Source organism: Pseudomonas sp. P9_31 (assembly GCF_034008235.1).
Classification (GTDB): Bacteria; Pseudomonadota; Gammaproteobacteria; order Pseudomonadales; family Pseudomonadaceae; genus Aquipseudomonas.
The window spans coordinates 922,697-948,233 of sequence record NZ_CP125375.1; the positions used below are offsets into that span (position 1 = coordinate 922,697).

At 59.5% G+C, this 25,537-nt stretch carries 20 protein-coding genes; 8 read left to right on the top strand and 12 right to left on the bottom strand.

Annotated features, from left to right (window positions below):
- Positions 1-36: 36 nt before the first annotated feature.
- Together QMK51_RS04235 and radA are read left to right on the top strand one after the other, a co-directional pair.
- Positions 37-591, top strand: a complete 555-nt coding sequence (locus QMK51_RS04235) for an ankyrin repeat domain-containing protein (protein WP_258698984.1) — start codon at positions 37-39, stop codon at positions 589-591.
- Positions 592-636: 45 nt separating this feature from the next.
- Complete coding sequence (gene radA / locus QMK51_RS04240) at positions 637-2,004, top strand: DNA repair protein RadA (RefSeq protein ID WP_258698985.1); 1,368 nt, start codon at positions 637-639, stop codon at positions 2,002-2,004.
- Positions 2,005-2,132: 128 nt separating this feature from the next.
- Here radA and QMK51_RS04245 read toward each other — a convergent pair whose 3' ends face one another.
- Positions 2,133-2,501: a PilZ domain-containing protein gene (locus tag QMK51_RS04245; protein WP_258698986.1), complete on the bottom strand. Its 369-nt coding sequence runs from the start codon at positions 2,499-2,501 to the stop codon at positions 2,133-2,135.
- Positions 2,502-2,657: 156 nt separating this feature from the next.
- Between QMK51_RS04245 and QMK51_RS04250 the strand changes: the two genes are divergently transcribed.
- From QMK51_RS04250 to yjiA, 3 genes are all read left to right on the top strand, one after another.
- Positions 2,658-4,724, top strand: coding sequence for a carbon starvation CstA family protein (locus tag QMK51_RS04250; RefSeq protein ID WP_320393244.1), 2,067 nt, complete (start codon positions 2,658-2,660; stop codon positions 4,722-4,724).
- 14 nt (positions 4,725-4,738) lie between these two features.
- Positions 4,739-4,936 carry a YbdD/YjiX family protein gene (locus tag QMK51_RS04255; protein WP_007895266.1) on the top strand — a complete coding sequence of 66 codons (198 nt, stop codon included), beginning with the start codon at positions 4,739-4,741 and terminating at the stop codon, positions 4,934-4,936.
- 161 nt (positions 4,937-5,097) lie between these two features.
- Positions 5,098-6,069: a GTPase gene (yjiA, locus tag QMK51_RS04260; RefSeq protein WP_258698988.1), complete on the top strand. Its 972-nt coding sequence runs from the start codon at positions 5,098-5,100 to the stop codon at positions 6,067-6,069.
- A gap of 103 nt (positions 6,070-6,172) precedes the next feature.
- On the opposite strand, the gene QMK51_RS04265 is transcribed toward yjiA, so the two are convergent.
- The 5 genes from QMK51_RS04265 to QMK51_RS04285 all read right to left on the bottom strand — a co-directional run bounded on the left by QMK51_RS04265 (position 6,173) and on the right by QMK51_RS04285 (position 14,653).
- Positions 6,173-6,868, bottom strand: a complete 696-nt coding sequence (locus tag QMK51_RS04265; RefSeq protein ID WP_320393245.1) for a GntR family transcriptional regulator — start codon at positions 6,866-6,868, stop codon at positions 6,173-6,175.
- Positions 6,869-6,894: 26 nt separating this feature from the next.
- Complete coding sequence (locus QMK51_RS04270; RefSeq protein ID WP_320393246.1) at positions 6,895-7,599, bottom strand: FadR/GntR family transcriptional regulator; 705 nt, start codon at positions 7,597-7,599, stop codon at positions 6,895-6,897.
- Positions 7,600-7,666: 67 nt separating this feature from the next.
- A complete protein-coding gene (locus QMK51_RS04275; protein WP_320393247.1) occupies positions 7,667-8,980 on the bottom strand; it encodes a C4-dicarboxylate transporter DctA in 1,314 nt (437 codons plus the stop codon).
- A gap of 348 nt (positions 8,981-9,328) precedes the next feature.
- Positions 9,329-10,582 carry a serine hydroxymethyltransferase gene (gene glyA / locus QMK51_RS04280; protein ID WP_320393248.1) on the bottom strand — a complete coding sequence of 418 codons (1,254 nt, stop codon included), beginning with the start codon at positions 10,580-10,582 and terminating at the stop codon, positions 9,329-9,331.
- Between the two features lie 222 nt (positions 10,583-10,804).
- A complete protein-coding gene (locus tag QMK51_RS04285; RefSeq protein ID WP_320393249.1) occupies positions 10,805-14,653 on the bottom strand; it encodes an EAL domain-containing protein in 3,849 nt (1,282 codons plus the stop codon).
- 285 nt (positions 14,654-14,938) lie between these two features.
- Here QMK51_RS04285 and ettA point away from each other — a divergent pair, with 285 nt between their 5' ends.
- Positions 14,939-16,603, top strand: a complete 1,665-nt coding sequence (ettA, locus tag QMK51_RS04290; protein WP_320393250.1) for an energy-dependent translational throttle protein EttA — start codon at positions 14,939-14,941, stop codon at positions 16,601-16,603.
- A gap of 184 nt (positions 16,604-16,787) precedes the next feature.
- Here ettA and QMK51_RS04295 read toward each other — a convergent pair whose 3' ends face one another.
- From QMK51_RS04295 to QMK51_RS04310, 4 genes are all read right to left on the bottom strand, one after another.
- Positions 16,788-17,282, bottom strand: coding sequence for a GreA/GreB family elongation factor (locus QMK51_RS04295; RefSeq protein ID WP_258698994.1), 495 nt, complete (start codon positions 17,280-17,282; stop codon positions 16,788-16,790).
- 70 nt (positions 17,283-17,352) lie between these two features.
- Positions 17,353-17,709 carry a hypothetical protein gene (locus QMK51_RS04300; RefSeq protein WP_320393251.1) on the bottom strand — a complete coding sequence of 119 codons (357 nt, stop codon included), beginning with the start codon at positions 17,707-17,709 and terminating at the stop codon, positions 17,353-17,355.
- A 145-nt stretch (positions 17,710-17,854) separates the two neighbouring features.
- A complete protein-coding gene (locus QMK51_RS04305) occupies positions 17,855-19,708 on the bottom strand; it encodes a DUF4105 domain-containing protein (protein ID WP_320393252.1) in 1,854 nt (617 codons plus the stop codon).
- A gap of 92 nt (positions 19,709-19,800) precedes the next feature.
- A complete protein-coding gene (locus QMK51_RS04310) occupies positions 19,801-20,289 on the bottom strand; it encodes a DUF3015 domain-containing protein (RefSeq protein WP_258698997.1) in 489 nt (162 codons plus the stop codon).
- A gap of 267 nt (positions 20,290-20,556) precedes the next feature.
- On the opposite strand from QMK51_RS04310, the gene QMK51_RS04315 reads away from it, so the two are divergent.
- Positions 20,557-22,995, top strand: a complete 2,439-nt coding sequence (locus tag QMK51_RS04315) for a Lon protease family protein (RefSeq protein WP_320393253.1) — start codon at positions 20,557-20,559, stop codon at positions 22,993-22,995.
- A 112-nt stretch (positions 22,996-23,107) separates the two neighbouring features.
- Here the strand turns inward: QMK51_RS04315 and QMK51_RS04320 are convergent, their stop codons facing one another.
- A complete protein-coding gene (locus QMK51_RS04320) occupies positions 23,108-23,302 on the bottom strand; it encodes a hypothetical protein (RefSeq protein WP_320393254.1) in 195 nt (64 codons plus the stop codon).
- Here QMK51_RS04320 and QMK51_RS04325 point away from each other — a divergent pair.
- Positions 23,301-23,642, top strand: a complete 342-nt coding sequence (locus tag QMK51_RS04325) for a hypothetical protein (RefSeq protein ID WP_258698999.1) — start codon at positions 23,301-23,303, stop codon at positions 23,640-23,642. The two genes, QMK51_RS04320 and QMK51_RS04325, sit on opposite strands and share 2 nt — an antisense overlap.
- 5 nt (positions 23,643-23,647) lie before the next feature.
- Here QMK51_RS04325 and QMK51_RS04330 read toward each other — a convergent pair whose 3' ends face one another.
- The gene (locus QMK51_RS04330) at positions 23,648-25,477 is read right to left on the bottom strand and encodes a hypothetical protein (RefSeq protein WP_320393255.1); all 1,830 of its coding nucleotides are present in this window, start codon (positions 25,475-25,477) and stop codon (positions 23,648-23,650) included.
- Between the last annotated feature and the right edge of the window lie 60 nt (positions 25,478-25,537).

The following is a 25,537-nucleotide window of genomic DNA, read 5'->3' on the forward strand; positions in this document are numbered from 1 at the left end:
CTCACGCGAGGTCCCGTCTGATCAAGGAGCGTTGCCATGCGTATTTATCTGTCTGTGTTTCTGGCGTGCTGGTTAGTCAGTGTGCTCGCCGGACCCGGCACGCAAGTCTCGCAGGACCCCGAGGCGCTGAAAACCCAATTACAGGATTACTACTTCGATGCTGCTCGACGCGGTGATGTGCCGATGCTCGAGACCTTCATCGAGGCCGGCTATTCCCTCGATACCCGCGACAGCAAGGGTTACACCGCACTGATTCTGGCGGCCTATCATGGCCAGAGTGCCGCCGTGGAGCGTTTGCTCGCCGCCGGCGCGGACGCCTGCGCTCAGGATCAACGCGGCAACACGGCGCTGATGGGCGCGATTTTCAAAGGCGAAGTGCAGATCGCCAGAACCTTGCTGTCCACCCATTGCAGCCCCGACCAACGTAATGGTGCAGGACAAACTGCCGCGATGTACGCCGGCTTGTTCAAGCGCGTCGAGTTGCTCGACGCACTCAAGGCCAAAGGCGCGGACATGAACGCTCAAGATCCACTGGGTAACAGTGCCGCGCGTCTGGCCAGCGGTGAAATCCACACGGCGGCGCCGCGCTGATCCGTGCCAGCTGAGCTATCATCGCGGTTTTTGCCGGGAGTTCAGATGGCCAAGGCCAAGCGCATGTACGGCTGCACCGAGTGCGGTTCAACCTTCCCCAAGTGGGCCGGCCAGTGCGGCGAATGCGGGGCCTGGAACACGCTGACCGAAACCATGGTGGAGAGTGGCGGCGCCTCAGCCCCCAGTGGTCGCACCGGTTGGACCGGCCAGCAGGCACAGATCAAGACCCTGGCCGAAGTCAGCGTCGAAGAGATTCCGCGTTTCTCCACAGCGTCCAGTGAGCTCGATCGCGTACTGGGCGGCGGCCTGGTGGATGGCTCGGTGGTGTTGATCGGTGGTGATCCCGGCATCGGCAAGTCGACCATTCTGTTGCAAACCTTGTGCAACCTCGCCAAGAGCATGCCGGCGCTGTATGTCACCGGCGAAGAGTCTCAGCAGCAAGTGGCCATGCGCGCCCGGCGGCTCGGCTTGCCTCAGGATCAACTGCGGGTGATGACCGAAACCTGCATCGAAACCATCATCGCCACCGCCCGGCAGGAAAAGCCCAAGGTGATGGTGATCGACTCGATTCAGACGATCTTCACCGAACAACTGCAATCGGCACCCGGGGGCGTTTCCCAGGTGCGCGAAAGTGCGGCGTTGCTGGTGCGTTACGCCAAACAAAGCGGCACGGCGATTTTCCTCGTGGGCCATGTCACCAAAGAAGGCGCGTTGGCCGGCCCCCGAGTGCTGGAGCACATGGTCGATACCGTTCTGTATTTCGAAGGCGAATCCGATGGGCGCCTGCGTCTGCTGCGGGCGGTGAAAAACCGTTTCGGCGCGGTGAATGAATTGGGCGTGTTCGGCATGACCGACAAGGGCCTGAAAGAAGTCTCCAACCCTTCGGCAATTTTTCTCACCCGCGCTCAGGAAGAAGTCCCGGGCAGCGTGGTCATGGCAACGTGGGAAGGCACCCGACCGATGCTGGTGGAAGTCCAGGCCTTGGTGGATGACAGCCATTTGGCCAACCCGCGCCGGGTAACGCTGGGGCTGGATCAGAATCGATTGGCGATGTTGCTGGCGGTGCTGCACCGCCATGGCGGCATTCCGACTCACGATCAGGACGTGTTCCTCAACGTGGTCGGCGGCGTGAAGGTTCTGGAAACAGCGTCCGACCTGGCCTTGATGGCGGCGGTCATGTCCAGTTTGCGCAACCGGCCACTGCCCCATGATCTGCTGGTGTTTGGTGAAGTCGGGTTGTCGGGTGAAGTGCGCCCGGTACCGAGTGGCCAGGAGCGCTTGAAAGAGGCGGCCAAGCACGGCTTCAAGCGCGCCATCGTGCCCAAGGGCAACGCGCCCAAAGAGGCACCACCGGGGTTGCAGATTATTGCCGTGACCCGCCTGGAACAGGCGCTCGATGCGTTGTTCGAATAGCTGCAAGCAACACACAATCCTGTGGGAGCCGGGCTTGCCCGCGATAGCGGTTTGTCCGTCGACATTTGTGGTGGGACTAAAATAGCCATCGCGGGCAAGCCCGGCTCCCACTGGGTATTGCGGCGTTTTCAGATTTCGATGAGTGCGCCCAGTTCGCGCTCCAGCTCTTGCGGATCGCCCAGGTTGAACTCGATCAAACGCCGCAGGCGCTCAATCGATTCCAGACTTATGTGTTTGCAGACAAACCCGAGCTGCCCCTGATCTTCATGGGTCAGCTCCATATCCATTTTGATCTCGATGTCATTGCTCAGATGAATGTCGACCGAGAACGCCTGCTGCCGATTTCCCAGCCATGGCTCGGGCCGCTCGATCAACAACCCTTTGAGCGACAGGTCGATCAGCTTCACCGGCCAGATGAATTCTCCTTGGCTCAGCTCGGATCGAGCATCGAACGCAATACGTTTGAAGCGGCGGCGATCAGCAAGGTGTTCACTCATGGTGCAATCCTCTGAATGTCCGCTGACTATAGACCCGCATTGTTAAAGCCTGCCAGCAAGACAGGGTCTAGACCAACGTTGGGGGTGGCCTTTGAGGCCAGTAGCGCTAAACTCGGGATGGCTGTCTTTCTTGTCCACTCTGGCTGGAATCATAAAATGAAAAATAATAATAGCCTGCTACGCCACTTACCCTGGCTGCTGCTGGCAATCCTGGGAGCGTGCGCCCTGGGCGTAGTGGCATTGCGCCGAGGCGAGGCGATCAACGCCTTGTGGATCGTGGTCGCCGCCGTGGCCATTTATCTGGTCGCTTACCGCTACTACAGCCTGTTCATCGCTAACAATGTGATGCAACTCGATCCGCGTCGGGCTACACCCGCCGTGCTCAACAATGACGGTCTGGACTATGTGCCGACCAACAAACACATTCTTTTCGGTCACCACTTCGCGGCTATCGCCGGCGCGGGGCCGCTGGTCGGTCCGGTATTGGCGGCGCAGATGGGCTACCTGCCCGGCACGCTGTGGCTGATTGCCGGCGTGGTGCTGGCCGGTGCGGTTCAGGACTTCATGGTGCTGTTCATGTCCACCCGCCGCAATGGCCGTTCCCTGGGCGACATGGTCCGTGAAGAAATGGGCCGCATCCCCGGAACCATCGCGCTGTTTGGCTGCTTCCTGATCATGATCATCATCCTCGCGGTGCTGGCGCTGATCGTGGTCAAAGCCCTGGCCGAAAGCCCGTGGGGTATTTTCACGGTGATGGCGACCATCCCGATCGCGATGTTCATGGGCATCTACATGCGCTACATCCGTCCGGGCCGCATCGGTGAAATTTCGGTGATCGGCGTGGCATTGCTGCTGGGTTCGATCTGGCTGGGCGGGCAGATTGCTGCTGACCCGGTGTGGGCCAAAGCATTCAGCTTCACCGGGATCCAGATCACCTGGATGCTGATCGGCTACGGTTTTGTGGCAGCAGTGTTGCCGGTGTGGCTGATTCTGGCACCGCGTGACTACCTGTCTACTTTCCTGAAAATCGGCACCATTGTCGCGCTGGCGATCGGCATTCTGATCACCATGCCCGAGCTGAAAATGCCGGCATTGACCCAGTTCATCGACGGCACCGGGCCGGTGTGGAAGGGTGGGTTGTTCCCGTTTCTGTTCATCACCATCGCCTGTGGCGCAGTGTCCGGTTTCCATGCACTGATCTCCTCCGGCACCACGCCGAAGTTGCTGGATAACGAGGTTAACGCCCGTTACATCGGTTACGGCGGCATGCTGATGGAATCCTTCGTGGCCATCATGGCAATGGTTGCCGCTTCGGTGATTGAGCCGGGCGTGTACTTCGCCATGAACAGTCCGGCGGCAATCGTCGGTGGTGACGTGGTGGCGGTGGCACAAGCCGTCAGCGGCTGGGGTTTCGCGATTACCCCGGAAGCGCTGCAAGCGGTGGCCAAGGACATCGGTGAAACCACCATCCTGGCCCGCGCCGGCGGTGCGCCGACCCTGGCGGTCGGTATCGCGCAGATCCTGCACCACGTTCTGCCGGGTGAAAACACCATGGCGTTCTGGTACCACTTCGCGATTCTGTTCGAAGCGCTGTTCATCCTGACCGCAGTGGACGCCGGTACCCGTGCCGGACGTTTCATGCTGCAAGACTTGCTCGGTTCCTTCGTGCCGGCGCTCAAACGCACCGAATCCTGGACCGCCAACCTGATCGCCACCGCCGGTTGCGTGGCAATGTGGGGTTACCTGCTGTACCAAGGCGTGATCGATCCATTGGGCGGGATCAACACCTTGTGGCCGCTGTTCGGTATCTCCAACCAGATGCTGGCCGGTATCGCGCTGATGTTGGCGACCGTTGTGCTGATCAAAATGAAACGCCAACGCTATGTGTGGGTGACCATGCTGCCAGCCGTGTGGCTGCTGATCTGCACCACCACCGCCGGCTTCATCAAGCTGTTCGATGCCAACCCGGCAATCGGCTTCCTGGCGCTGGCCAAGAAGTACAGCGATGCGTTGGCCAACGGGCAGGTCCTGGCCCCGGCCAAGAGCATCGAGCAGATGCAGCATGTGATCTTCAACGCCTACACCAACGCAACGCTGACCGCGCTGTTCCTGTTCGTGGTGTTCAGCATCCTGTTCTATGCGCTCAAGGTCGGTATCGCCGCCTGGGGCAAAAAAGAACGTACGGATAAAGAAGCGCCATTCCAGGCTCAGCCGGATGCTTGATCGAGGAGTGCAGCATGTTCAATGACCTGAGTCGCCTGGGTAAATACCTCGGTCAGGCCGCGCGCCTGATGGTCGGTATGCCCGATTACGATAACTACGTCGAGCATATGCAAACCAAACACCCGGACAAGCCGGTGATGAGCTACGAGATGTTCTTTCGCGAACGTCAGGAGGCTCGTTACGGTGGCAAGGGTGGACCGAAGTGCTGTTGACCCGACAGCCTGGCTGATGCAATCCCTGTGGGAGCGGGCTTGCTCGCGAAAGCGGTGTGTCATTCAACATTAATGTCGACTGGCATGACCTCTTCGCGGGCAAGCCCGCTCCCACATGTGTTTTGTGTAGTTTCTTAACTTTGTGAAACAGGAGAACCCGTTTGTCCTCTCCCATTCCAGTAACAATCCTCAGTGGCTTTCTCGGCGCGGGAAAAACCACGCTGCTGCGCCACCTGCTCAAAGCCGAGCACGGCCTGAAAATCGCCGTGATCGAAAACGAATTCAGTGATGCCGGCATCGACACCCAACTGTTGGGCGATGAGCCGGTACAAGTGATGACGCTGTCCAACGGCTGCGTTTGCTGCACCATCCATACCGATTTGACCAAAGCGCTGTACCTGCTGCTGGAGCGCCTGGACAGCGGCGAAATCGCCTTCGATCGTCTGGTGATCGAATGCACCGGTCTGGCCGACCCGGCGCCAGTGGCGCAGACCTTCTTCATTGACGAAGAATTGCGCGAGCGATACATCCTCGACGGCATCATTACCCTGGTGGACGCAGCCCACGCCGACGCTCACCTGACCCAGACCATCGCCCAGGCGCAGATCGGTTTCGCTGACCGCTTGCTGGTGAGCAAACGCGATCTGGTGGACGAGCCGACCTTCACCGCCCTCAGCGAGCGCCTGACCCGCATCAATCGCCGCGCGCCTATTCGTGTGGTCGATCACGGCAAGATCGACCTGGCCGAACTGCTCGATGTACGCGGTTTCAACCTCAATGCTGACCTCGGTGGTGGCGTGAGCTTGCGCCCGGTGAGCAAGGCACCGTCCATCGACCGCATTTCCAGCCTGGTGCTGCGCACCGATAAACCGCTGGATATCGACAAACTCAGCGAGTTCATGAATGAGCTGCTGGAAGACCATGGCAAGCAATTGCTACGCTATAAAGGTGTGTTGAACATCCTTGGCGAGCCGCGACGCATGGTGTTTCAGGGCGTGCTGAAGTTGTACGGTTTCGACTGGGATACCGAATGGGCGGACGACGACACGCGCGAAAGTGTGATCGTGTTCATTGCCGATGAGTTGCCGGAAGAGAAGATTCGTGAGGGGTTTGCCCGGGTCGCGGCAGAGTAAGCCCCGACATTTTCAGCGAGCCTGATGCCGCCATCGCGAGCAGGCTCGCTCCCACAGGGGGATGCATTTCAAATGTGGGAGCGAGCCTGCTCGCGATGGCGATCTAACCGGCAACACGATTTTGGCTGACTACCGATCCAGAGTTCAGCAATACCTCCTCAAGATGATCCAGGTGCCGGTTCATCAATATTTCGGCCATCACAACATCCCCACGCTCCACTGCATCGACAATCTCCGTGTGCTCGTGCCACGTGCAATAACCGCCTACCTGAGCAATCGCCAACGAAGTCAGCGGCACCAGGCTGCCGAGAAAATGCGCCAACGGTGCGTTCCCCGCCATTTCGGCCAGTTGCAGATGAAACTCCCCTGACAATCGAATGGCCGGACCACGCGCTGTGCATTGGCGTTCACTTTCGATCAAGGCGCGCAGGCGTTTCAGGTCCTGTGGGCGAGGTTGCTGGCAGGCCAGTCGAACCAGCGTGATTTCGGTCAGTCGTCGGGCATGCAGCGTCTGCCGAGTCTGCTCGACATCGGGCGCGGCGACTCGGGGACGATGATTGGTCCGAAGGATAATGATCTGCTGATGGGACAACTGCGTCAGTACGCCACGAATGTCACTGCGTCGAGCGCTGAACATCTGCGCCAGGCTGTCTTCGGTAAAACGACTGGCTGCATGGATGCGCTGTTCGAGAATGGCGTCGAAGATCCGTGAATAGAGATCATCCGCTGGCGGTTTCCCGGTGTCCGTTCGGGAGAATGGCAGGGCAGTGAAAATATGTGGTGAGGCGAAGCTGTTCATGGCCTGTCTCCAGTTCGAAGAGGGGGTCAACTGCCGAGGTGGTCGTCCGGGATGTTCAATTCGATGCCCATCCGTTGGCCTTCCCGAAGGATGTGCCGACGCATCTCGGCGCTGGCCTGGGCGCTGTTCTTGCTGCGAATGGCACGCACCACGGCTTCATTTTCTTCAAGGCGTTCCGCCAGGTGCTCAGGCGAATTGCGCAGCACATCGGCGCTTTGCTTGAGGGCATTACTGGTTTGCTGCACCACGCTCTGGAAAATCGGGTTCGAGGTCAGCGTGAACAACTCTTCGTGGAACGCGATGTAGGCGTTCATACCGGCCTCGCTGTCGCTGGCCTCCAGCGCTTCGCGCATGTCCATCAGGGTCAGGCGCAGTTGCCCGACTTCCTTGCTGCTGATCGACTGCGCCACCAGGCCGACAATGAATGGCTCGAGGGTGTAGCGCAGTTGCAGCACGTCTTCCAGGCTCGCCCCGGCGACCGCGCTGTCGTGGCTTTGGCTGTCGTTGAGATTGGCTTCCAGCACCACCACGCCTTTGCCCGGCATGGAGCGCACCAGCCCGAGGGTTTCCAGCACGATCACCGCTTCACGCAGGCTCGGGCGGCTGATGCCAAGTTGTTCGGCCAGCTCACGTTGCCCTGGCAGCATCTCGCCGGAACGCCACTGACCACGGGCCAGAGCGGCCCGAAGTTTTTCTACGACTGAATTGACGACGGTTGATGTGGTGATCACTGTTCGCTCCATGAGCATCCATAACGATTGATGACCGTGCCTGCCCGTAGGCAGGCACGGCGATTATTCAGAATTCTTGTTGATGCACCGGGCCGACAGGCTTTCTCGGCTGGAAGGTATAACCCTGCTGGCCCGACAGCACTTTGTTCGCGCGTTGGATATCGATGTCTTTTTCCCAACGGGCGATGGCCACGGTGGCAACGCAGTTACCGATCAGGTTGGTCAGCGCCCGGCCGATGCCCATGAACCAGTCCACCGCCAGCACCAATACCAGACCGACCACCGGAATCGCCGGGATCGCCGTCAGAGTCGCTGCGAGAATCACCAGCGCCGAGCCGGGAATCCCGTGGGCGCCTTTGGAGGTGATCAGCGACACCAGCAGAATCGTCAGCAAGTCGGTCATGGCCAGCGGCGTGCCGGTGGCATTGGCGATGAAGACGATGGCCAGGGTCAGGTAGATCGAAAAACCATCAAGGTTGAACGAGTACCCGGTTGGAATCACCAGCCCGACCGTGGAGCTGCCAATGCCCAGATGCTCAAGCTTGCGCATGATTTGTGGCAGCACGGCGTCGGAAGAGGCGGTGCCCATGACGATCAGCAGTTCTTCACGCAGGTACTTGAGCAACGGCCACATCTTCAAGCCCGAAAGGCGCATCACCAGGCCGAGAATCAATGTCACAAACGCCACGCAGGTCAGATAAAACAGACCGACCAGGCTGCCCAGGTGCTGTAGCGAATCCAGGCCATATTTGCTGGTGGTGAAAGCGATGGCGCCGAACACACCGATCGGCGCCAGACGCACGATCATACCCATGATGCGGAAGATTACGTGGCTCAGCTCATTGATCAGCCGGGAAATACCCGACGCTGCTTCGCCCACCAGATTCAACGCACTGCCGAACAACACCGAAAACAGCAGGACTTGCAGAATGTTGTTGTCCGCGAAGGCGCCGATTACCGAGGTCGGGATCAGGTTCATCAGGAACTGGGAGGTGGTTTGCATGTGCTGACCGCGCTGGGCGATGTCGCCCATGTCGGCGGCGGAGAGCTGCTCCAGATGAATGTTCGCGCCGCTGCCGATGCCGGTAGTGAAGGCGAACACCAGACCGATCACCAGCGCGATGGTGGTCAGTATTTCGAAGTAGATCACCGATTTCAGGCCGATACGACCGACCTTCTTCAGGTCACCGGCACCGCTGATGCCGCTGACCACCACGCAGAACACGATCAGACCAATGAGCATCTTGATCAGTTTGATGAAACCGTCGCCCAGCGGTTTGAGTTGGGCGGAGTATTCGGGAAGGGCCAGCCCGCAGATGATGCCGAGCACCAGTCCGAGAACCACTTGAAGGAAGATTGAGCGCGAGCACCATCTGAGCATGGGAGGAATCCTGGTCGGTGTCCTGGCTGCCGTGCGCTTGAACGCATCAGATTCAGGACTTAATTATTGTGGTCTTACCGGTATGTCCAGTGCAGGCGCAGTCTACGCTGGGTTTTTTCAGGATTACAAGTGGTAACAGTAAAATTGGCATGACCGGTCTGACCAGTGGCCAGCGCCGCGTAGGATCTGCCGAAGGCTGCGATCTTTTGATCTTGTTCTTCATCGGTCTATTGGACGCAAAAGTCAAAAGATCGCAGCCTTCGGCAGCTCTTACAGGAGGAATTTGCGGACGAAAAAAAACCGGCCATCACTGGCCGGTTTTTTCATTGCTACGGTTTAGCGGTGCAATCAAGCGCCGTATACCGGCAGCTTTTTGCAGATGGCCTTGACCTTCTCACGAACGGCGTCGATCACCGCTTCGTTGTTCAGGTCAGCCAGGATGTCGCAGATCCAGCCGGCCAGCTCTTTGCACTCGGCTTCCTTGAAGCCGCGAGTGGTCACTGCCGGCGTACCGAAACGCAGACCGGAGGTGACGAACGGGGAGCGTGGATCGTTCGGTACCGAGTTCTTGTTCACGGTGATGAACGCTTTACCCAGTGCGGCGTCGGCGTCTTTACCGGAGATTTCCTGCTTGATCAGCGACAGCAGAAACAGGTGGTTCTGAGTACCGCCCGACACCACGTCGAAACCGCGCTCGATGAATACGCCGGCCATGGCCTGGGCGTTTTTCACCACTTGTTGCTGGTAGATCTTGAACTCAGGCTGCAGCGCTTCCTTGAAGCAGATCGCCTTGGCAGCGATTACGTGCTCCAGCGGGCCACCCTGGGCGCCCGGGAATACTGCGGAGTTCAGCTTCTTCTCGATGTCGGCGTTGGCGCGAGCCAGGATCAGACCGCCACGTGGACCGCGCAGGGTCTTGTGGGTGGTGGTGGTCACGACGTCAGCGAAAGGAACCGGGTTCGGGTAGACGCCAGCGGCGACCAGACCGGCCACGTGGGCCATGTCGACGAACAGGTAGGCGCCAACCTTGTCGGCGATTTCACGGAAACGCGGGAAATCCAGAATCTGCGAGTAGGCAGAGAAACCGGCCACGATCATTTTCGGCTTGTGCTCGACCGCCAGACGCTCGACTTCGTCGTAGTCGATCAGGCCGTTGGCGTCGATACCGTACTGAACGGCGTTGTACAGCTTGCCGGAGGACGAAACGCTGGCACCGTGGGTCAGGTGACCGCCGTGGGCCAGGCTCATGCCCAGAATGGTGTCGCCTGCTTGCAGCAGGGCCAGGTAAACGGCGCTGTTGGCTTGCGAACCGGCGTGGGGCTGAACGTTGGCGTAATCGGCGCCGAACAGTTCTTTGGCACGGTCGATGGCCAGTTGCTCAACCACGTCGACGAACTCGCAACCACCGTAGTAGCGCTTGCCCGGGTAGCCTTCGGCGTACTTGTTGGTCAATACCGAGCCTTGAGCTTCCATTACCGCAGGGCTGGTGTAGTTTTCCGAAGCGATCAGCTCAATGTGTTCTTCCTGGCGCTGAGCTTCTTGCTCCATGGCGGCAAAAAGGTCGGCGTCGAACTTGGCAATAGTCAAATCACGGCTGAACATGGCGGTCCTCAAGGATCGGGGCAGAAAAGGGGGGCATTCTAACCCAATGGGTTTTAGATGGCATATGAAAGGACATCATGTCGCAGACAAGTGGTGTTCATGAGGGCATCAGCGGTGATCTTGCTGGCCTCATCGCGAGCAGGCTCGCTCCCACAGGGGAAAGCATTCCAAATGTGGGAGCGAGCCTGCTCGCGATGGCGTCATCTGAGGCACCCAAAAAACTCAGTCAAACATGAACAACGCATCATTGCTGAACTGCGCCTCAAACCGACTCGCCGGCATCGGACGTCCAAACAGATACCCCTGAACCTCATCGCAACCATGCTCACGCAGGAAGTCGAGCTGCTCGTGGGTTTCCACACCCTCGGCGATCACCGCCAGATTGAGGCTGTGAGCCATGGCGATGATCGCCCGGGCAATCTGCGCATCCTGTTCGCCCGAGGGCAGGCCGTCGACGAAAGTGCGGTCGATTTTCAGCACGTCGATCGGGAATTGCTTGAGGTAGTTGAGCGATGAATAACCGGTGCCGAAGTCGTCGACCGCGATGCTCAAGCCGAGGTTTTTCAACCCGGCGAGGATCTGCATCGCCTCGCTGACTTCGCGCATCAGAATACTTTCGGTCAGTTCCAGCTCCAGGCACGCCGGCGGCAGGCCGGTTTCCTTGAGAATCGTGGCGATCCGCGTGCCGAGCTGCCCGTCGGAGAACTGCCGGGCCGAAATATTCACCGAAACCTTCGGTACCCGCACCTTGGCCTGGTGCCAGGTCTTGAGCTGACGGCAGGCTTCGCTGATCACCCAGTCGCCGACATCCACTACCAGGCCGAGTTCTTCGAGCACCGGAATGAAATCCCCCGGCGGCACCAGACCGCGTCGCGGGTGGCGCCAGCGCAGCAGGGCTTCGGCGCCGGTCAGGCGTTTGCCGTCGCCGCTGAATTGCGGTTGGTAATACAGCACGAATTCGTTTTGCTCCAGGGCATGGCGCAAGTCGCTTTCCAGCTCCAGGCGCTCCAGGGCACTGGCGTTCATGTCGGCCTGATAGAACTGGAAGTTGTTTTTGCCACGCTCCTTGGCGTGGTACATCGCAGTGTCGGCGTTTTTCATCAGCTGACTGAGTTCGCTGCCGTCCTGAGGGCTCAGGGCGATGCCGATACTGGCGGTGACGAAGAATTCGCGGCCTTCCAGTACGAACGGTTTCACCAGGCTGGCGAGGATCTGTTCGGCCACATGAATCGCCCGGTTCAATGCAATCTCCCGGTTGACCCGCGGTTGCAGCAGCAGGGTGAACTCATCGCCGCCCATGCGCGCCACGGTGTCGTCATCGTCGACGCAATCGAGCAGGCGCGTGGCCATTTCCTTGAGCATGCGGTCGCCGGCGGCGTGGCCCAGGGAGTCGTTGATCGGCTTGAAGCGGTCCAGGTCGAGGAACATCAGCACCACCCAGGACTTCTGCCGTTCGGCCGATTGCAGCGCGGTGTGCAGGCGATCCTGGAACAGCGTGCGGTTGGGCAGGTGGGTCAGGGCATCGTAATAGGCGAGGCGGTGAATTCGTTGTTCACTGGCCTTGCGTTCGCTGATGTCGCTGAAGAAACACACGTAACTGGCCAGGTCGCCTTCGTCGTCGAGCACCGCCGTAATCCCGACCCAGGCCGGGTAATGCTCACCATTGCGGCGCTTGAGCCAGACTTCGCCTTCCCAGGTGCTGTGCTGATGCAATTGCTTGAGCACATAGCGCAGATGAGCTTCCTGCTGCTCGTCGACGGTGAGCATGTTCGGCAGCTGATCGAGGACCTGGGACACCGCATAGCCGCTGACGCGACTGAAGGCCTCGTTGGCCTGGACGATGTAGCCGGCCGGGTCAGTGATCAGAATCGCCGAGGTCGAGTGCTCGAATACCGTGGCTGCCATGCGCAGGTCTTTCTCGGCCCGGCGTTGCTGGCTGATGTCGCGACCGACCCCGAGCACGCCTTCGAAGGCACCGTGTTCGTCCCAGACCAGCACCAGACGCAACTCGATGGGAATCTTGCGTCCGTCGGCCCGCAGGCAGTCGAACAAAAACAGTTGGGTCTGTACCTGACTGCGCAGCAGTGCCAGTTGATCGGGTTTATCCAGCGCTTTGCTGACCCGGTCCATCAGGCTGTAGATGCCGCTCAGTTGTTGCGGGTTTGCGATGGTCGATTGCCAGCCGTTCTGGAATATCCAGTCGGCGTCGAAGCCCAGCACGGCTTGCACCGAAGGGCTAACGTAATTGAGCGCCATCTTGCTGTCGGTGGAGAAAATCACGTCGCTGATGCTTTCGGCGAGCATCCGGTAACGCTGCTCGCTATCGCGCAGAGACTCGCTGGCTTCGATCTGTTCGGTGATGTCCTTGGCCACGCCGATGATGCGTGTGACCTGGTCGTGCTTGTCTCGCGCCAAGGCCTGTTCGCGTATATCGAAACGCCGCCATTTGCCGTTGCGATGACGGAAACGCAGCTGGCACTGCAGCAATTGGGTGTAACCGGCTTGACGCTGGGATTGGCGTGAGCGGTGGTAATGGTCGGCATCTTCGGGGTGCAAGAGGATTTCCCAGAAGTACTCGCCCATCTGGTGCAGCTCGGTGCGGTTGTAACCCAGCGTCTGCCCCAGATGGTGGTTGCTGAAGATCATCCGCTGGCTGATCACATCCTGCACATACAGGTGATCCGGCACGGTGCGCACCACGTCGGACCAGAACCCTTCACGCTCCAGCAGCGACAGTTCGATGAGCTTACGGCTAGTGATGTCGCTGATGCTCAGGATCACCGCTCTATAGTCGGCCTGATCTTCTGGCAGGCGCAACACCAGCCATAGGTGCTGGTCGCGGCGATCGGCGTCCTGGAGTTTGATTTCCAGCTCAAGCTGTTTCTGCTGGTGGAGCACTGCGTCGAGCACTTGATTGCCGATGGTCGTGCAGTCCAGCGGACAGCCGTCGATCAGCAGTTTCCAGGCCTGATCGCAAGAATTGACGTTGAGCAGTTGCAGGGCAACCTGATTGACCTCGGTGATGCGCAGTTCCTGCAGCAGTTGCTGGCGTTGCTCCGGTGTGTCGAGCCAGGCCTTCAACTGCTCGCTGCTGTTGAGTTGAGCCTTGTCGAAAATACTTTTAAGCCCGGACAGGTCGAGCACGCATAACGCAACGCCGGTGCCTTCGAAAATGTCCTGATAGCGTCGGCGGCCTTCGTGCAGCTGGCGTTGACGGCGACGAATGTTCAGCAGCGCGATGAACGGTAGCAGAGAGAAGGCCAGGCCCAGCAGGCATTTGCCGATAAACGCCGGCAGCAGTTGCTCGAGCACCTGTTGCCGGTCGAACAGCCCGCGCAGTTGCCAGTCGCTGCTGCTCAGAGGAACGGTCAGCACGCTGTTGGCCAGTTCATCGGGTGTCAACACCGTCGGCTTGGCCGAGGGCAGGGCATCCTCACGGCTGATGATTTGATGATTGATGCGGTTCTCCACCAGCCACAGGGGGCGAATGCCGGTGTCGCCCTGTTTGGTCAGTGAAGCGAAAAACGTTGGCGTCAGGCGCAGGGCCCAATAGCCGCGGGAACTGCCGCTGGCCTGATGCAGGAGCAGGTGCACCACCGAGCCGTCGTCAGCATTGCTGAAATAGTGGGCCTGGGCGCGGCTGCGCAGTACCAGTTCGCTCAGGTAGCTGGCGTCCGGGCTGTCGACGGCGCTGTCGCTGAGAATCTTTCCGGAGGGGCTGAGCAGTGCCAGGCTGCGCAGGTCGGGCAGCGATTGTTGCAGTTTGAGCAGCAACGCCTGCTGTTCGTCGGCGCTTTGCGGTTGTTCGATGATCGGTAGCAAATTAAGGGCGATCTGGGCATTGAGCGCCATGTTCAGGCTGACTTGCGAAGCCAGATCGGCGGTGTAGTCGATGGTGTACTGGCGCTGGTTTTTCTGGGTTTCGCGAAGCTGATCCAGGAGCTGCCAGAACAGGAGGGCGAGCAGCAACAGCACGAGGGTCGCCAGCGCACCCTTCAATGTTCCGCGCAGGGGGGAGCCGCTCGCAGAATCAAGTGCGCTAACGAACGGTGGCGGAGTGACATTGGACAAACTGTAATCCTGCGGTTTGGCTGGACTGGCGCGACGTGCACTATAAGCCGGGCGCCCGAAGGGCGGCTAGCATGCCTTGAGTTGTGGCGAAGTGCCAGTCCCGCTCGGCTGGACTGCCTTCCGTCAATCAGGTAGCTTTGCCGGTTACGCGGGAGCGTTCCAGCTCCTAGACTCAGGTTTTTTCAGCGCGCACGCCTTGATACCCATCAATCGAACGACGCGCATGGCCTGGCCGGGCATTGCCTGCGCTCTAATCATTCATCAGTCACTGACCCTAGGTTCTCCATGGCTCAATACGTCTTCACCATGCATCGGCTGGGCAAAGTTGTTCCGCCGAAGCGGGAAATCCTGAAAAACATTTCGCTGTCGTTCTTCCCTGGCGCCAAGATCGGCGTACTCGGCCTCAACGGTTCGGGTAAATCCACCCTGTTGAAAATCATGGCGGGCGTCGACACCGAGTTCGACGGTGAAGCCCGTCCGATGCCGGACCTGAACATCGGCTACCTGCCGCAAGAACCCATTCTGGACCCGACCAAGACCGTGCGAGAAGTGGTCGAGGAAGCGGTCAGCGTGATCAAGGATGCCCAGGCGCGCCTGGACGAGGTCTACGCCGCTTACGCTGATCCGGATGCCGACTTCGACAAGCTCGCTGCCGAACAGGCCAAACTCGAAGCCATCCTGCAGGCCAGCGACGGTCACAACCTGGATCGCCAACTGGAAGTCGCCGCCGATGCACTGCGTCTGCCGGCCTGGGACGCCAGGGTCGAACACCTCTCCGGTGGTGAAAAGCGCCGTGTGGCCCTGTGCCGTCTGCTGCTGTCCGCCCCGGACATGCTGCTGCTCGACGAACCGACCAACCACCTGGACGCCGATTCTGTCGCCTGGCTGGAGCATTTCCTGCACGACTTCCCGGGCACCGTGGTTGCGATCACGCACGACCGCTACTTCCTGGACAACGTCGCCGGCTGGATCCTCGAGCTCGACCGTGGTGCCGGTATCCCGTACGAGGGCAACTATTCGGGTTGGCTCGAAGCCAAGTCCGATCGTCTGGCGGCCGAATCCAAGCAGCAGTCGGCCCACGAAAAGGCCATGAAGGAAGAACTGGAGTGGGTGCGCAAAGGCGCCAAGGCCCGCCAGTCCAAATCCAAGGCTCGTCTGCAACGCTTCGAAGAAATGCAATCGCAGGAATTCCAGAAGCGCAGCGAAACCAACGAGATCTACATCCCGGCCGGTCCGCGCCTGGGCGACAAGGTCATCGAATTCAAGAACGTCAGCAAGGGCTACGGCGATCGCGTGTTGATCGACAACCTGTCGTTCTCCATGCCTAAAGGCGCCATCGTTGGTGTGATCGGCGGTAACGGTGCCGGTAAATCGACGCTGTTCCGCATGCTGATGGGCAAGGAAACGCCGGATTCGGGCAGCATCGAAGTCGGCGAAACCGTGCAACTGGCATGCGTGGATCAAAGCCGTGAAGACCTGGATGGCAGCAAAACGGTGTTCCAGCAGATCTCCGACGGTTCCGACCAGATTCGCATCGGCAGCTACGAGATCCCGTCGCGCACCTACGTTGGCCGTTTCAACTTCAAGGGCGGCGATCAGCAGAAGTTCGTCAAGGACCTGTCCGGCGGTGAGCGTGGTCGCTTGCATCTGGCCCTGACCCTGAAAGAGGGCGGCAACGTCCTGCTGCTCGACGAACCGTCCAACGACCTCGACGTTGAAACCCTGCGTTCCCTGGAAGAAGCCTTGCTGGACTTCCCGGGCGCCGCCATTGTGATCTCTCACGATCGGTGGTTCCTTGACCGCGTCGCAACTCACATCCTGGCGTACGAAGACGACTCGCAAGCCGTGTTCTTCGAAGGCAACTACACCGAGTACGAAGCCGATCGCAAGAAACGCCTCGGCGAAGCGGCTTCCCAGCCGCACCGCGTACGGCACAAGAAACTGGCCTGACTTCAGGTTGGTTGCATAAAAAAACGGAGCCTTCGGGGCTCCGTTTTTTATGGGTTTCAGGAAGACCGAGTCGCAGCTATCGCGAGCAGGCTCGCTCCCACATTTGATCTTCAGTGAACTGAATATTTGTGGCCAATACAAATCCCCTGTGGGAGCGAGCCTGCTCGCGATGGCGGCCTCGATATCACCCGATCTCTATCGTAAGAACCTCAATCACCAAATCCCCCGCCGGCCGCTTCCACAACACGTCATCGCCCACTTGCGCCCCAAGCAATGCTCGCCCCAGCGGCGAGCTCCAATTGATCAGCCCATGGGCGGCATCCGCCTGGTCTTCTCCGACCAATTGCACGCGCTGTTCATGATCGTGTTCGTCGGCAAATGTCACCCAGTTGCCGATCTGCACTTTATCGGTCGAGGAAGCCAGTGCGACCACCTGGGCGCTTTGCAGGCGCTGCTTGAAGTAGCGCCAGTCGCGATCGAGGTCGGCCTGGCGCTGCTTATCGGCCAGGTCACCTTTGGCGCTTTCCTGATCGAGCAGGTTTTGCAGCTCGTCGACTTTCGCCTGAAGCTGTGCGAAACCGGCTGGCGTGACGTAATTGGGCTGCGCGCTGACCTGCCGTTCGACTGGCTGATCGGCTTGCGCGGCGGCGTTATCTTCATTGACGAAGGCACGACTCATGCTTTTCTCCCGTTATAGGGTTTGGGCCATGGTCGCAGGCTTTAAGTTTCGACGAATGTCTGTAAACGACTTATTGCGAGCGATAGGCTCGCGCGGCGTCCCGGTCTTTCTGCTGTTGCCAGGCCCGTTCGCGCTCGTCCCAATGGCGTTCCCTGTACTTGTTTCGATCCTCGTTTTCGCGCATGGCCTGGCACTGACGGAAGCCATCGGTCCAGCCTTCGGCGTATTGCTTGTCCTTGAGGTAACGTGGGACGTTTTTGCGAAACTCGCCAGTGATTGCCCCGGCGGCCTGCCGGCCACTGCTGCAACCGTCATCGAAGCCGTCGGCGAATGCCGGTGGATAACCCTTGCTGATCAGATCTTCATGGGTCGACTGGCACCCCGTGATCAATACCAACAACCCCAACACACCCACGCAACGCCACATCTTGGACTCCTGGACCGTTCAACGGCCTATAAGGGAAGTCTAGAAGCGGATTTGTCGAGTGTCTGTGAAAGGGCAGTGATTAATCCGTGGGTGAACAAGGATTCAATGTGGGAGCGAGCAAGCCCACTCCCACAAGGGATTTGCGTCAATAGTGATACCACTTCACTTCAAGCATCACCTCGTTTTCGGGTGAAGCCAGGTGGCTGAATTCGCGTTGGGCGCTCAGACGCAAACCGAGGTTGCGTGACAACTCCCACTGCTGATTCAAGCTTACGCCCCGGCGCACTTCGCCATTGGTGAAGTAATCGCCCTTGGCTTCCAGGCTGAAATTGCCCAGCGGGTTTTTCCACAGCAGGCCGCTGTTAAAGCCCGCCGCCGGGGCGATGAAGCCCGCGAAGTCATTGTTGTGCTCCACGCGAACGGTGCCCAAGGCGAACCCGAGCATGTCGTCACCCAGTTGCCAGGTTCCGCCGCCGCCACCGTTGACATGGCTGACCAGGGTTTCGTCATCGTGCTTGCCCGGCACGCGCTCCAGGCCGCCGGTGACTTGCCACGACAACGGCTGCAAGAGCGCGTTGCGCGGGGTCAGGGAGCGGATGGTCGCCAGGTCCAGTTGCTGCAACTGCCAGTGATTACCTTCGTATTGGCGCAGCTTCATCTGCAGGATTTCGATCTGCGCGCCAAGCGGGAAGCCTTCGGCGTTGTCGTTGAGGTCGTGATAGGCCATGCGCAGGCCATATTCGCCGAAGGCCTTGTCGCCCCGGGTGCCGATGCCGGCCTGCCAGGTACGGGATTCGTGGCCGTCTTCGGGCAAGTCAGGTTGCGCAATGTCCAGTTCCGGAGGCGGGTTTTGATTGATTGCGCGCAGCAATTCGAAACTGCGCTGCGCCCGTTGCGGGTCACGTTCCTGGCCGTTGGCGCGATAACGTTCCAGGCGGTAAGCCGCATCGATGATCAACGCCTGACGGTCGCGAGGCTGAGCCTTGAACGCCGGGGCCTGCAATTGCTTCTGATCGGCACTGAGCTTTAGCACCCAGTCCTGTTCTTCAGCGGTCAACGGTTCTGCGCGGCTCAGCAGCTCACGCTCGCGGGACGGGCGATATTCAATCGATTCCACCAGCCCGGCCTGTTTCACCGCTTTGACCGTGTCGGTGGGAATGGCGGTCAACGGGAATTGCTCGGTCAACTTCAGGCCCGGCCGCGCCACTTGCAGCAGCTCAAGCAGGCGATAAGAGCAGTTTTCGTCGAAGAAAAAGTAGTCGAACTGGATCTGTTTGAGTTCCCAGACGTGCTCGACCATGCGCTCGGTTTCCTGCTGGGTCAGATTCAGGCGGTATTCCCACAGATCGCGGTTCTCGAGGCTACGGTATTCCGAGAGCTTTTCCTGGTAGGGCACCAGGGCAAACAGCCCCGGATAACCGCCCATCAAGCCTTTCCAGGCGTACAGAATGCTGTTGTCCGAACCTTCGATGTAGGCGCCGAAGTTGATCGCGTAACTGAGTAGCGACGTCTTGTCGCTCTGCACATCGGCCTGATCGATGCGTAGCAACGTGTGACCGAACATCGACGACGGGCTGTTCAGGTAGGCCGCCGGGAAAATCATCACCGCACTGTGGGGCGAAACGTCCTTGAACCACTGCTTGAACTCAGTGCAGTCCGGCGTCGGCAGACCGCTCAGCTCAAGCTGCGCCCTCAACCAGCGGGTGCGGGCCGGATAGACGCATTGCGCATGCTGCTCGCCGGCACTGGCCGGGGCATACAGTGCCTGCACGGTCGCCGCCAGTTCACGGTCGGGGTGTTCGTTACCATCGGGGGCGAGGAAGAACTTCTTGTCGCTGACGTAACTGCGCCAGCCACCGAGCTTGGCGGTTTCGTAATGGCCCAGGGAAATCCAGAAGGGGTCGTTGGCCAAGTGCTGCAAACGTTGATTGTCGATGTGTGGCGCGCCGGACAGCGGGGCGCAGACACAGAGCGCCAGCCAGGCAAGGCGTTTGAGCATAGGAGGCTACTTGAACTCGAAGAAAACAAAGACCAAGGGGTCAGGTCCAAAAAACAAAACCCGCTCCCAGAAAGGAGCGGGGCGGGTCGAGCTTATGCTTGAGTGGCGTACTTGGCCAGACGAGGATCGTTCTTCAATACGGCCAGGGTGTTGGTATGCACGTCTTCAGCGGTCACATCAGCTTTGCTGAAAATCTGCTGGAAGTGCTGATGAGCCACCGCGGCGAAATGCGCACGGTCTTCCGGCGCCACGCCCAGGACCACGGCGTAAGTGGTCAGCGCTTCGCCCTGACCTTTGGCCATGTCTTCGGACAGCTCGTTCATCATGCCATTCATGGCGATCCAGGATTTGCCGCCATAGGTCAGCGCCGCATTGGTCGAGCAACCGTTGGTACCGGAGGTCATACCGAAGGTTGCGTTACCGGAAGTGCCGTTGGTGGTGGATGCCAGGAAGTGTGCCGGGGTGCCACGCTGACCTTCGAACAGCATGTTGCCCCAACCGCAGTCCGGACCGCCTGGCGCCTGAGCCATGGCGTTGATGGATACAGCGGTGAAGAGAGTACCGAGAAGAATCCGTTTCATAGCTATGTTCTCTTTTGTGTGCATGCCAATGGACAGGGTGCTGGCCCCTAATGGTGCCAGTGGGCCGGTTATTAGTTCCAGCCGCGCGGTTTGGAGTTTAGGGGGTTGCGTAACCTTTTGCGAAACATTCCTTGAAAACATTGATTTTGACCCGCTCGGCCTGGAGCTGGCGCTTTGTCTAAGCTTTGGCTTGAGGCGCGCCTTGCCAGTGAGGTACGGGCAGCGCCAGAATGCCGCTATCTGCCCCGCCTGATGTAAGGAAGCCCGATGCCTGATCCTGTTGCTGCCAGCTTGCGTCTAGCGCCCGAAGCGCTGACCCGTCCGTTTTCCGCTGAACAGTTCAGCTTCTCTACCACCAATGATCTGGAGCCCTTCCGCGGTGTGCTTGGCCAGGAACGTGCGGTCGAAGCCTTGCAGTTCGGTGTGGCCATGCCACGCCCCGGTTACAACGTATTCGTCATGGGCGAGCCCGGCACTGGCCGCTTCTCGTTCGTCAAACGCTACCTCAAGGCCGAAGGCAAACGCCTGCAGACCCCGGCGGACTGGGTCTACGTCAATAATTTCGATGAGCCGCGCGAGCCTCGCGCCCTGGAGTTGCCGTCGGGCACCGCAGGCGCCTTCATCGGCGACATCAACGGTTTGATCGACAACCTGTTGGCGACCTTTCCGGCGGTGTTCGAGCACCCGTCCTACCAGCAGAAGAAAAGCGCCATCGACCGCGCTTTCAACCAGCGTTATGACCGGGCACTGGACGTGATCGAGCGTCTGGCGCTGGAGAAAGAGGTCGCGCTGTACCGCGACAGCAGCAACATCGCCTTCACGCCGATGAGCGAAGGCAAGGCCCTGGATGAGGCTGAGTTCGCCCAGTTGCCGGAAGCCGAGCGCGAGCGCTTTCATGACGACATTTCCGGGCTCGAAGAGCGGTTGAACGAAGAACTTGCCAGCCTGCCGCAATGGAAGCGCGAGTCGAGTAATCAGCTGCGTCAGCTCAACGAAGAAACCATCACCCTGGCCTTGCAGCCATTGCTCGCGCCGCTGTCGGAAAAGTACGCGGAAAACGCAGGCGTTTGCGGTTACCTGCAAGCGATGCAGGTGTACCTGCTCAAGACAGTGGTCGAGCAACTGGTGGACGACAGCAAGACCGACGCCATCGCCCGCAAATTGCTGGAAGAGCAATACGCCCCGAGCCTGGTGGTCGGCCATCCGTTCAGCGGCGGTGCGCCGGTGGTCTTCGAGCCGCACCCAACCTACGACAACCTGTTTGGCCGCATCGAATACAGCACCGACCAAGGTGCGCTCTACACCACCTATCGGCAGTTGCGACCAGGTGCGCTGCACCGGGCCAATGGCGGTTTCCTGATCCTCGAAGCGGAAAAAATGCTCAGCGAGCCTTTTGTCTGGGATGCGCTCAAGCGCGCCCTGCAATCACGCAAGCTGAAAATGGAATCGCCACTGGGTGAGCTGGGCCGTCTGGCCACCGTGACCCTGGCACCGCAAAACATTCCGTTGCAGGTCAAGGTCGTCATCATCGGCGCCCGGCAGCTCTACTACACGCTGCAAGACCTCGATCCGGACTTCCAGGAGATGTTCCGCGTCCTGGTGGATTTCGACGAAGACATCCCGATGGTCGACGAGAGCCTGGAGCAGTTCGCCCAGTTACTCAAAACCCGTACGTCCGAGGAAGGCATGGCACCGCTGACCGCCGATGCGGTGGCGCGTCTGGCGACTTACAGCGCGCGTCTGGCCGAACATCAAGGGCGTTTGTCGGCGCGGATCGGCGATCTGTTCCAGCTGGTCAGCGAGGCGGATTTCATTCGCGACCTGGCGGGTGACGAGATGACCGACGCCGGGCACATCGAGCGTGCACTCAAGGCCAAGGCCACCCGTACCGGACGCGTTTCGGCGCGGATTCTCGATGACATGCTGGCCGGCATCATTCTGATCGATACCGACGGCGCGGCTGTTGGCAAGTGCAACGGGCTGACGGTACTGGAAGTCGGCGATTCGGCTTTTGGTATTCCGGCGCGGATTTCCGCCACGGTTTATCCGGGCGGCAGCGGTATCGTCGACATTGAGCGCGAGGTCAACCTTGGCCAGCCGATCCACTCCAAAGGCGTGATGATCCTCACCGGGTATCTGGGCAGCCGTTATGCCCAGGAATTCCCGCTGGCGATTTCCGCGAGTATCGCCCTGGAACAGTCCTATGGTTATGTCGACGGCGACAGCGCCTCCTTGGGAGAGGCGTGCACGCTGATCTCGGCCTTGTCGAAAACCCCGCTCAAGCAGTGCTTTGCAATTACCGGTTCGATCAACCAGTTCGGTGAAGTGCAGGCGGTGGGTGGGGTCAACGAGAAGATCGAAGGCTTCTTCCGACTCTGCGAAGCCCGTGGTCTGACCGGTGAGCAAGGGGCGATCATTCCTCACGCCAACGTCGCCACGCTGATGCTCGACGAGAAGGTGCTGGCGGCAGTGCGCGCGGGGCAGTTCCATGTCTACGCGGTGCGCCAGGCCGACGAAGCCCTGAGCCTGTTGGTCGGCGAGCCGGCCGGTGAGCCGGATGAGAATGGCGAATTTCCTGAAGGCAGCGTCAACGCCCGGGTGGTGGAACGCTTGCGGGTGATCGCGGAAATGATCAGCGACGAAGACCTCAAGGAGGCCGAAAAGGAGTTGGCGCAGGAAGCGTTGGTGGAAACCAAGCCGGCCTGACGCGCCCCCCATGTGGGAGCGGGCTTGCTCGCGAAGACGGACTGACATTCAACATTAATGTCGACTGTTATGCCGCCTTCGCGAGCAAGCCCGCTCCCACAGGGTTTTGTGTTCAATGCAAAATAAAAAGCGTCGTCAAAATGGCGTCAATATTCACGCCGTGACCGCTCGGCGCCTTCTGGTCTCGGTCCACGTGCGAGCCGAACTTTTCTTCTATTCTCAGCTCAAGGACATCGACAGTAATCACTGGATCGAGACAGCCTTCCCGTGGGGGCTGAATACCGGATCTACCGAGGGTCGCCGCCATGTCGCGCAACCTCTGCCTCACCCGTCAATGCCTGGGCCTTGTGACCCGTATCGAATGTGCTATCCGCCCGCTGGCGGGAGATACGGGCATGTGGACCTTGCTCTTCGCCGCCGGAATGGCCGGCGAGCAACCTTCAGCCATCAAGGCTCAGGGCCCGTTTCATGGGCCGGTCGTGGCTGAGTCGATCCTCGACACCATTGTTGAAAGTCTGACTCTGCATGGCTACGAATTGGCCGATGACCCGCAAATCTGGTGCCTGCACCTGCAAGCCCAGTTGCGAGAGATCAATGGTGGCCGTTGCCGCAACCTTGGCGGTTTCGAGTTTCGGCCCGAGCACTGAACAGGCTATTGATCAAGGTTGCCTGGCTCGGCCTTATCGAGTTTGACCTCGAAACCGTACTGCACGGTGGTGAGGTTGGTTCGCTGATAAGTTTCCAGACGTGTGGGCTGGCCATAGAAGTAATGCACTGCGAATAACGCCGGGCCTTGCGTGCTCGCGTCATGAATGACCGAAAGAATCTCTTTCAGATAGTTGCCACTGTTGTCCTTGGCGAAAAAGCGCCAGTCCTGGGCGGGAAACAGCTTCAAATCAACCACCAGTGCATTCCCTTTGAACGCCAGGCCTTTGGGCAATGGTTGGGTGTCGTACGTTTGCTGGCCGATAGTCGCCAGAAGCAGGGGCATGGAGCCCACCGCGTAGGCCGGTGTTTCTGCAAACAGATTCAGGTCGTAGGTGATGGTGCCGCGTAGCGGGTCGACCTGATACGCCTCCGGTGGCAGTTCGATCGGCCCATCGCGCTGACCCTTGTCATCTTGGGTAAAGAACGTCACCGGGCTTTCGCTGGGATTGAAAGAGGTGCCGAGCAGTTCGTCATTGAAGCTTCTGGGGTGATCGAACTCGATGCGCGCGGCGCTCGGGTCATCGACCGACTGACTGATGCTGATGCTCTTTTTCAATTGCTCCTCGCCCAGCGTTGCACCTTTGAGCCAGGTCGCGGCCTGGTCGTCATACACCACCACGGGCAAGGTCAGTGGCTGGATGGTTTTTTCCGTGGTGTGCTGGTCGAAGCGGCGTACCGGCAGGTCCAGGTTTTTTCGAGTGACCGTGACCCCCGAGAAGTCCAGCAGGCTGACTTCGAGGGTTTCGATCGGTCCGTTGAAGTACACCTTGGTGTAATGCCGGGTCTGTTGCTTTTCAAACGCACGCTGATCGTCGTCGAGCTGTTTTTCGAATGCTTCGCTCCAGCCCTTCTGCTGCTGCATTTGCGCCAGTTGTTTTTGATAGAACGCAATTTGTGCGGCAGTTTCATTGATCGCGCCCGAGCGAGCGAGGAATTGCCCGGTGGCGTCCCTGGCCTGAACGATCAGCGGGTTGAGCGGCGTATCGCGGACCTCGGGGGCTGGCGGCGCGCTGTTACTGAATTCGATTTCGGCATGGTTTTTTTCAAGCTTCAGCAACGTGACACTGAGGTTGTCGTTGGTGCGCGTCTGGCCGACGTCCTTTTTCGTCAGGTCGAAGCTGTAGAGCCGGCGTGGAGCGATGATTTCCACCTTGCCTTGCAGGCTCACCGGTTGTGGCTGGTTCTTCCTATCCACATCCAGCCCCTCGATGAAGGGGTAGGTCACCGTCAAATCATCGGGATTGGTCAGGTTGGAACTAGACGGGCTCAGCTGAATACCGGGATCGGTTTCCGACCATTCCGGCTGAAACGCGATGACGCGCTTGTTGCTCAGGGTCACCGATTGCCATTCCAGGCCATGAGGAAAAAGGAACGTGCCCGGAATGTTGAAGTTGAAGGGGAATACCGGTTGCAGGTCGGTCAGGTAATCCGAACTGGAATCCTTGTGCAGCACGAACAGACCGTTGATGTAGGTGTCGACCAGTGCCTGGGGCGTGGGGTAGTGCTTGAGCACGACGAGGGCGTCTTCGCCGTATTCGGTGACCACCGGTTTGCTGTCGAGCTTGAGTTGTGCGCGCTCGAGCAATAACAGTGAGCCGCCTAGCTCGGCCACGGCGTCCCTGAGTTTCGGATCCTCGATCGTCTCCAGGGATTTTTCGAACTGCGCGGTCTTTTCTTCGAGGCTGACCTGGCGTTTCTCATCGCTGGGCGAACAACCACCGAGCAACAGAGCGAGGCAAAGTCCGGCACTCGTTAAAGGCAATCGCACATCCATTTCCAGTCTTCCTGTCTGACGCCGCTGACCTGTCAATGATCTGGACACTAGCAGAAAAAC

Coding starts and splice junctions, on each gene's coding strand:
- QMK51_RS04310 (WP_258698997.1), bottom strand. CDS start 20,289: ATGAAACGGATTCTTCTCGGTACTCTCTTCACCGCTGTATCCATCAAC.
- glyA (WP_320393248.1), bottom strand. CDS start 10,582: ATGTTCAGCCGTGATTTGACTATTGCCAAGTTCGACGCCGACCTTTTT.
- QMK51_RS04315 (WP_320393253.1), top strand. CDS start 20,557: ATGCCTGATCCTGTTGCTGCCAGCTTGCGTCTAGCGCCCGAAGCGCTG.
- ettA (WP_320393250.1), top strand. CDS start 14,939: ATGGCTCAATACGTCTTCACCATGCATCGGCTGGGCAAAGTTGTTCCG.
- QMK51_RS04235 (WP_258698984.1), top strand. CDS start 37: ATGCGTATTTATCTGTCTGTGTTTCTGGCGTGCTGGTTAGTCAGTGTG.
- QMK51_RS04250 (WP_320393244.1), top strand. CDS start 2,658: ATGAAAAATAATAATAGCCTGCTACGCCACTTACCCTGGCTGCTGCTG.
- QMK51_RS04245 (WP_258698986.1), bottom strand. CDS start 2,501: ATGAGTGAACACCTTGCTGATCGCCGCCGCTTCAAACGTATTGCGTTC.
- QMK51_RS04255 (WP_007895266.1), top strand. CDS start 4,739: ATGTTCAATGACCTGAGTCGCCTGGGTAAATACCTCGGTCAGGCCGCG.
- QMK51_RS04265 (WP_320393245.1), bottom strand. CDS start 6,868: ATGAACAGCTTCGCCTCACCACATATTTTCACTGCCCTGCCATTCTCC.
- QMK51_RS04330 (WP_320393255.1), bottom strand. CDS start 25,477: ATGGATGTGCGATTGCCTTTAACGAGTGCCGGACTTTGCCTCGCTCTG.
- radA (WP_258698985.1), top strand. CDS start 637: ATGGCCAAGGCCAAGCGCATGTACGGCTGCACCGAGTGCGGTTCAACC.
- QMK51_RS04275 (WP_320393247.1), bottom strand. CDS start 8,980: ATGCTCAGATGGTGCTCGCGCTCAATCTTCCTTCAAGTGGTTCTCGGA.
- QMK51_RS04300 (WP_320393251.1), bottom strand. CDS start 17,709: ATGTGGCGTTGCGTGGGTGTGTTGGGGTTGTTGGTATTGATCACGGGG.
- QMK51_RS04305 (WP_320393252.1), bottom strand. CDS start 19,708: ATGCTCAAACGCCTTGCCTGGCTGGCGCTCTGTGTCTGCGCCCCGCTG.
- QMK51_RS04320 (WP_320393254.1), bottom strand. CDS start 23,302: ATGGCGGCGACCCTCGGTAGATCCGGTATTCAGCCCCCACGGGAAGGC.
- QMK51_RS04295 (WP_258698994.1), bottom strand. CDS start 17,282: ATGAGTCGTGCCTTCGTCAATGAAGATAACGCCGCCGCGCAAGCCGAT.
- QMK51_RS04325 (WP_258698999.1), top strand. CDS start 23,301: ATGTCGCGCAACCTCTGCCTCACCCGTCAATGCCTGGGCCTTGTGACC.